We start from the raw sequence: 5357 nt of genomic DNA, 5'->3' as shown, positions 1-5357 counted from the left end.
ATGATGGCGGAGGGGACCCACGCGTTCCCATCTCGAACACGACCGTTAAGCCCTCCAGCGTCGATGGTACTTGAACCGCAGGGTTCTGGGAGAGTAGAACGTTGCCAAGCATTGTTCCCTGATAGCTCAGTTGGTAGAGCACTCGACTGTTAATCGAGTTGTCACAGGTTCGAGTCCTGTTCGGGGAGCCATTTATTTTTCACATACCAGGCCTTTTCATGGAGAGGTGTCCGAGCTGGCCGAAGGAGCACGATTGGAAATCGTGTAGGCGTCACAAGCGTCTCGAGGGTTCGAATCCCTCTCTCTCCGCCATAAGTGCTTATACATAAGAAAAGCCTGTTTACGAGGCCCGTTGGTCAAGTGGTTAAGACACCTCCCTTTCACGGAGGTAACAGGGGTTCGAGTCCCCTACGGGTCACCATTTTTTAATCCCATGGAGGCTTAGCTCAGCTGGGAGAGCATCTGCCTTACAAGCAGAGGGTCGGCGGTTCGATCCCGTCAGCCTCCACCATTTTAGTTTTTCAGAAGAAATTTGGATGACATAGATTTCACTGGGAATAATAAAATAACATGCTAGTAATGTCGCGGGGTGGAGCAGCCCGGTAGCTCGTCGGGCTCATAACCCGAAGGCCGCAGGTTCAAATCCTGCCCCCGCAACCAACCTCTTCTAAGAGGAGATTTACATAGTGTGGAGCTGTGGTGTAGTGGCCCAACATGCCTGCCTGTCACGCAGGAGACCGCGGGTTCGAATCCCGTCAGCTCCGCCATTTTTTATATCACACATGAGTCATTAGCTCAGTTGGTAGAGCACCTGACTTTTAATCAGGGTGTCGTAGGTTCGAATCCTACATGACTCACCATTTGCCTTATTTACAGCATGCGCGTATGGCGGAATTGGCAGACGCACTAGACTTAGGATCTAGCGGGCGACCGTGGGGGTTCAAGTCCCTCTACGCGCATCCAACAACAAAGAAGAGCTTTCTTTCATCCTTTTACAAGGATAAGAGAAAGTTCTTTTTTTGCGTACAAGCTCATCCATTTCGGGGTTGACATTGATTATTATTATCACTAATATCAAGAGTAGTGTTACAAGTAACTGGCGGGGAGAGATCGCATTTGAAAACGATTAAATACTGCTGTAGAAATGAGAAATTCGGATCCAAACAAATATATAAATCCTTGAAGCATGAGTATCCAGACTTGAAGCAGAAGAAGAAAGACTGCCTCGGCAATTGCAGGCATTGCAAGAAAGAATGTATTGCTATGATCGGGAAGAAGAAGCTGCTATGTGCGGAGTCACCTGACCACTTGTATGCTCAGATTAAAGAAATAATCTCGGCGTCTAAAGCCAAAAGCGTGATGGCTTGAACTTTGATCTGTTAAAATTGTTACTTCCGTTTGTATTTGTATGCACAATTCTGTTAATCTTGTATGTATGGGGAATACGCAAGAGATAACCATACAGAAAGGTGTGTGCACAGATGCTAAACGATACACTAACCGAAGCGCTCAATGAGCAGATGAATTATGAGTTTTATTCCGCGCACGTCTACTTAGCTATTGCTGGTTATTGCGCTGCGGAAAGTTTGGATGGGTTTTCGAACTTTTTTATCGTACAAGCGGAAGAAGAGAAGTTCCATGCTATGAAGATTTTTAAATTTATTAACGACCGTGGGAAAAAGGTCAAATTCGCAGGTATGGATACGCCGGTGAATCAATATGAATCAATTTTGGATGCTTTTGAGCATGCATATCTCCATGAACAGGAAGTAACGAAACGCATTTATCACCTCTCCGACTTAGCATTGAATGATAGAGAGCATGCGACTATGCAGTTCTTGAAATGGTTCATTGACGAGCAGGTGGAAGAAGAAGCGATGTTCGATAGCATTATCAACAAGTTGAAACGAATCGATAAAGATAGCAATGCTTTCTTCATGTTGGATGCGGAATTTGCTCAACGTTCATTCACGCCACCAGCTGCGGAATAATTACATACGATTTTAGAGACAAAAAGCTTACTCGTTTCGCATTCAGGTGCGAAGGGTAAGTTTTTTTCTATTAAACTGACGTATAGGTGTAAGGGTTCAGCTCCGACAAAACCACAATTGGTTGAGTAGAGCCTGTTTCCTATGTATCAATCGTTGGGAAAGGTGACCCGAATAGTACTACCTTTGCAAACGCCACAGAAGCGCTGTACACGGTCGCCTATAGTATTAAGGGGCATTACAAGAAAGAGGAGAAAGACTTTACGGTAGCAAAGCTAGAGGGCCAGTGGTGGGTGGATGGCGATCCTAGAACTGCGTTGGATGTACCGAGGGAGGAATGGCACTGGAAGCTCTTAATTCGAATGCCTGCGTATGTAACGGCCGAAATCATGAAAGAAGCGCGTACAGGGGATGCAGCCAAGAAAAAGGAGCTGAAGGTGATTTCTGATGTAGGGTACGAATCTAGACATGAGGGGACCTGTGTACAAATGCTGCATTGCGAAGCTGAAAACGATTTTGCGGTATCCTGTTCAAGCAATAGAAGTGGTGAAGGGGTGATTTTTGCTGTAAAATAGAAGATAATGTCGGAGAACGGTGGGGAGCGATAACGGATGCGAGTACGTAAAACGACTACCTTAGGACAAACGATGGTTGTCTTAGTAATCTTGATGGGTTTGATGTATCCGGCTCCCATTGCCCACGCTTCTTGGTTGGATCGGGTAAAAGATATTTATCAACTGCCGAGTAATGTAGAGCAGATCCAGAAGGATTATGAGGCTACGAAGCAGCAATTAGAAGAGCAGAAGGACAAGCTATCGGAAGCTGTCAGGCAGTCCCAAGAAATTGAAGATCGACTTCTGAGCCAGAATGAGGCGCTCAAGAAGGACAATGAGCAATTACAAGAGCGGTTGAAAGCCATGGAACAAATTGCGCTGGATAAAGACAAACGAAATCGGAAAATAACTTACATGGCGATTACCGCCGTTGCTTTGGTTATAGGCTATTTTTTGCTCGGACGTGTATTTCGTTTCTTCGTTTGGCAGAGAAGAAAGCGTGGAATGCGATAGCAGGCAGGGTGCGAGGAGGTTGTGTGTTTGGAGATCATTTATGAAAATGCAAGCTCACAAGCTAGGCTGGCCACGCTGCAGCTCGTAAAGGGCGAGGCTGTGCATGTGCTGCATCCCAACCAAATTGTAGCTTTTCAAGGAAGGCCAGAGCAAAGAGAAGATGCTTTGATGAAGCTTCCTAGCATGTATAGGAAGAGACGGCTGATCCAATCGCGTGTACTGGGTCCAGGACGAGTGCTATTGGGGTTGCCTGAAGCCTATAGTTTGGCTGTAGTGCCTCTAGAAGCCGAAGACGATCTATTGTTTGAATTTCGGCATGTGTTGTTTTATTCGGATGGTGTGACCTTCACAACGCATCTGCAGAGCGTGAAGAACACGTTGATCACGCAAGATCTAGTCAAAATGCAATTTCACGGCCCCGGCAATCTTGGTTTGTTAACAGCGGGTCCTGTGCATCACATGGCTTTGGATCCAGAGGAACCTCTGTATGTGGATGTGAGCTGTCTTGTCGCCTATCCGCGGCAGGCAAAGCTCCGACTTTGTGTGTATGGCAACACGTTGGCTAGTCAGCATATGAATTATCACTGGGAGATCACGGGGCACGGCCATGTGCTTATGCAGCCTTGTAAGCCTGATCCCAAATTAGATGAGCATATGAAATCGGATAGCTTACTGCGACGAATAGCTCGGGAAGTACTGCCATTTGGCGGGGTTTTCATCAAATAATAAAAAAACGAAAAAAAGAGTTGCATTTGTTCGCAATACCTGATATATTATTCCTTGTCGCCTCAGAGAAACACTTACTGAGCGAGTGAGAATGTACATGATGCGGAAGTGGCTCAGCGGTAGAGCATCGCCTTGCCAAGGCGAGGGTCGCGGGTTCGATCCCCGTCTTCCGCTCCAATATTTGCGCCCTTAGCTCAGCTGGATAGAGTATTTGACTACGAATCAAAAGGTCGGGAGTTCGAATCTCTCAGGGCGCGCCATTTACACTTTATTTTCACTACGGGACGTAGCTCAGCTTGGTAGAGCACCTGCTTTGGGAGCAGGGGGTCGCATGTTCAAATCGTGTCGTCCCGACCACTTAGTATTTCTTAATATGCGGGCGTAGTTTAATGGTAGAACTTCAGCCTTCCAAGCTGATCGCGCGGGTTCGATTCCCGCCGCCCGCTTACGAGCAAGACGAAAAGAGCCACCTTCGGGTGGCTCTTTTCGTTGTAGTGCGCCCAGCATGGGCGCTATCTTTAGGGTTCAAGTCCCGAATGGCGAAGGAAGTAGTAGCCATAGCTTAAGACAAGGGTGTCGACCGCGAGGTCGAATCTGAAGGAAGTCGGCGGCAAATCTCTGGTCTGAGGAACACGAATTCCATATAAGGCTAGCGTACGTTGGGAGAGACTGCACGACAAGTCAAAGCCCTTACTGCCGAAGGCGTACGAAAGTAAATGGAGCAGATAGATGGAGAGGAAGATAGCGTTCTTACCTGGGGAGATCTGTACGGAACGCAAAGCAAACTTTGTAAACCTGTATAGGAATACAGGCTGAACGTACAGAAGTCAGCAGAAGCCATAGTACGTAAGGTGTTGCAACACCCTGCGGAAGGGCTGAACATGAAATAGGTATTTGTACATCAAGGCGTTCAGGGTGAGTAACGAAAGCAGAAAATCCGGAAGGACTTATCCGAAGGAGGAGACGGTGAACCCGTTGGGGACTTCGGAAGGGCAGAATTCATCTCTGGCACAAGAGGAAGCACAAATCGCGTAAGGAGAGGTAAAAAAAAATGTTGGAGCAATTACTGTCGCGGGAAAATCTTCTACAGGCACTAAAGCGTGTCGAAACCAATAAGGGAAGCCATGGCGTAGATGGAATGTCCGTAAAATCCTTACGTGAACACATCAAACAAAACTGGCAGACGATACGGCAAGAAATAGAAGACGGAGTCTACCAACCGAGTCCTGTTCGTCGGGTCGAAATCCCGAAACCGAATGGGGGGACACGGATGTTAGGCATACCTAGCGTGACAGATAGACTGATTCAACAAGCAATCGCACAGGTGCTAACACCATTGTTTGATCCACAGTTTTCCGACCATAGTTATGGGTTTCGTCCAAAACGACAGGGACATGACGCCGTAAAGAAAGCTAAAACGTACATGACTGAGGGATATCGATTCGTCGTCGATCTCGATTTGGAAAAGTTCTTTGGTGCGCCTAGGTAAGCTGGGTGCTTTCAGTGGGTGTAATTCCCACCCGGGCAAAGGGAAAAGCCGCCCTACCCGGAATCGAGTCTTGAACACGTAAAGGTA

5 protein-coding genes, 12 tRNA genes, 1 rRNA gene and 1 pseudogene are annotated in these 5357 nt (G+C 47.1%); all 19 read left to right on the top strand.

The genetic code is table 11. From position 1 onward, the window contains the following. Window positions 1-110 (top strand): 5S ribosomal RNA (gene rrf / locus AC58P7_RS33305); the annotation flags it as partial. Window positions 111-115: 5 nt separating this feature from the next. Beyond that, window positions 116-191, top strand: a tRNA-Asn gene (locus AC58P7_RS33300). A gap of 29 nt (window positions 192-220) precedes the next feature. Then, a tRNA-Ser gene (locus tag AC58P7_RS33295) sits at window positions 221-312 on the top strand. A 34-nt stretch (window positions 313-346) separates the two neighbouring features. Beyond that, window positions 347-421 (top strand) — tRNA-Glu (locus AC58P7_RS33290). Between the two features lie 14 nt (window positions 422-435). Then, window positions 436-511: transfer RNA gene (locus AC58P7_RS33285), tRNA-Val, on the top strand. Between the two features lie 72 nt (window positions 512-583). Then, window positions 584-660, top strand: a tRNA-Met gene (locus AC58P7_RS33280). A gap of 30 nt (window positions 661-690) precedes the next feature. Further along, a tRNA-Asp gene (locus AC58P7_RS33275) sits at window positions 691-767 on the top strand. 17 nt (window positions 768-784) lie between these two features. Continuing rightward, window positions 785-860: transfer RNA gene (locus tag AC58P7_RS33270), tRNA-Lys, on the top strand. 19 nt (window positions 861-879) lie between these two features. Next, a tRNA-Leu gene (locus tag AC58P7_RS33265) sits at window positions 880-959 on the top strand. A 157-nt stretch (window positions 960-1116) separates the two neighbouring features. After that, the gene (locus tag AC58P7_RS33260) at window positions 1117-1368 is read left to right on the top strand and encodes a DUF1450 domain-containing protein (protein ID WP_497350340.1); all 252 of its coding nucleotides are present in this window, start codon (window positions 1117-1119) and stop codon (window positions 1366-1368) included. 113 nt (window positions 1369-1481) lie between these two features. Beyond that, entirely contained in the window at window positions 1482-1991 is a 510-nt protein-coding gene (locus tag AC58P7_RS33255; RefSeq protein WP_497350339.1) for a ferritin, read from the top strand. Window positions 1992-2281: 290 nt separating this feature from the next. Then, complete coding sequence (locus tag AC58P7_RS33250; RefSeq protein WP_497350338.1) at window positions 2282-2563, top strand: hypothetical protein; 282 nt, start codon at window positions 2282-2284, stop codon at window positions 2561-2563. Window positions 2564-2599: 36 nt separating this feature from the next. Further along, window positions 2600-3055 (top strand): SH3 domain-containing protein, encoded by a 456-nt coding sequence (locus tag AC58P7_RS33245; RefSeq protein WP_497350337.1) that lies wholly within the window; start codon window positions 2600-2602, stop codon window positions 3053-3055. A 27-nt stretch (window positions 3056-3082) separates the two neighbouring features. Further along, on the top strand, window positions 3083-3781 hold the full coding sequence (locus AC58P7_RS33240) for an AIM24 family protein (RefSeq protein WP_497350336.1): 699 nt from the start codon (window positions 3083-3085) through the stop codon (window positions 3779-3781). A gap of 102 nt (window positions 3782-3883) precedes the next feature. After that, window positions 3884-3958 (top strand) — tRNA-Gly (locus AC58P7_RS33235). 6 nt (window positions 3959-3964) lie between these two features. Further along, window positions 3965-4041, top strand: a tRNA-Arg gene (locus AC58P7_RS33230). A gap of 20 nt (window positions 4042-4061) precedes the next feature. Further along, window positions 4062-4138, top strand: a tRNA-Pro gene (locus AC58P7_RS33225). An 18-nt stretch (window positions 4139-4156) separates the two neighbouring features. Beyond that, a tRNA-Gly gene (locus tag AC58P7_RS33220) sits at window positions 4157-4227 on the top strand. A gap of 605 nt (window positions 4228-4832) precedes the next feature. After that, window positions 4833-5255 (top strand): annotated as a pseudogene (locus AC58P7_RS33215) (reverse transcriptase domain-containing protein); the annotation flags it as partial. Between the last annotated feature and the right edge of the window lie 102 nt (window positions 5256-5357).

The organism is Paenibacillus sp. J22FR5 (assembly GCF_059691975.1).
This window is presented reverse-complemented; position numbering and strand designations above follow the sequence as displayed.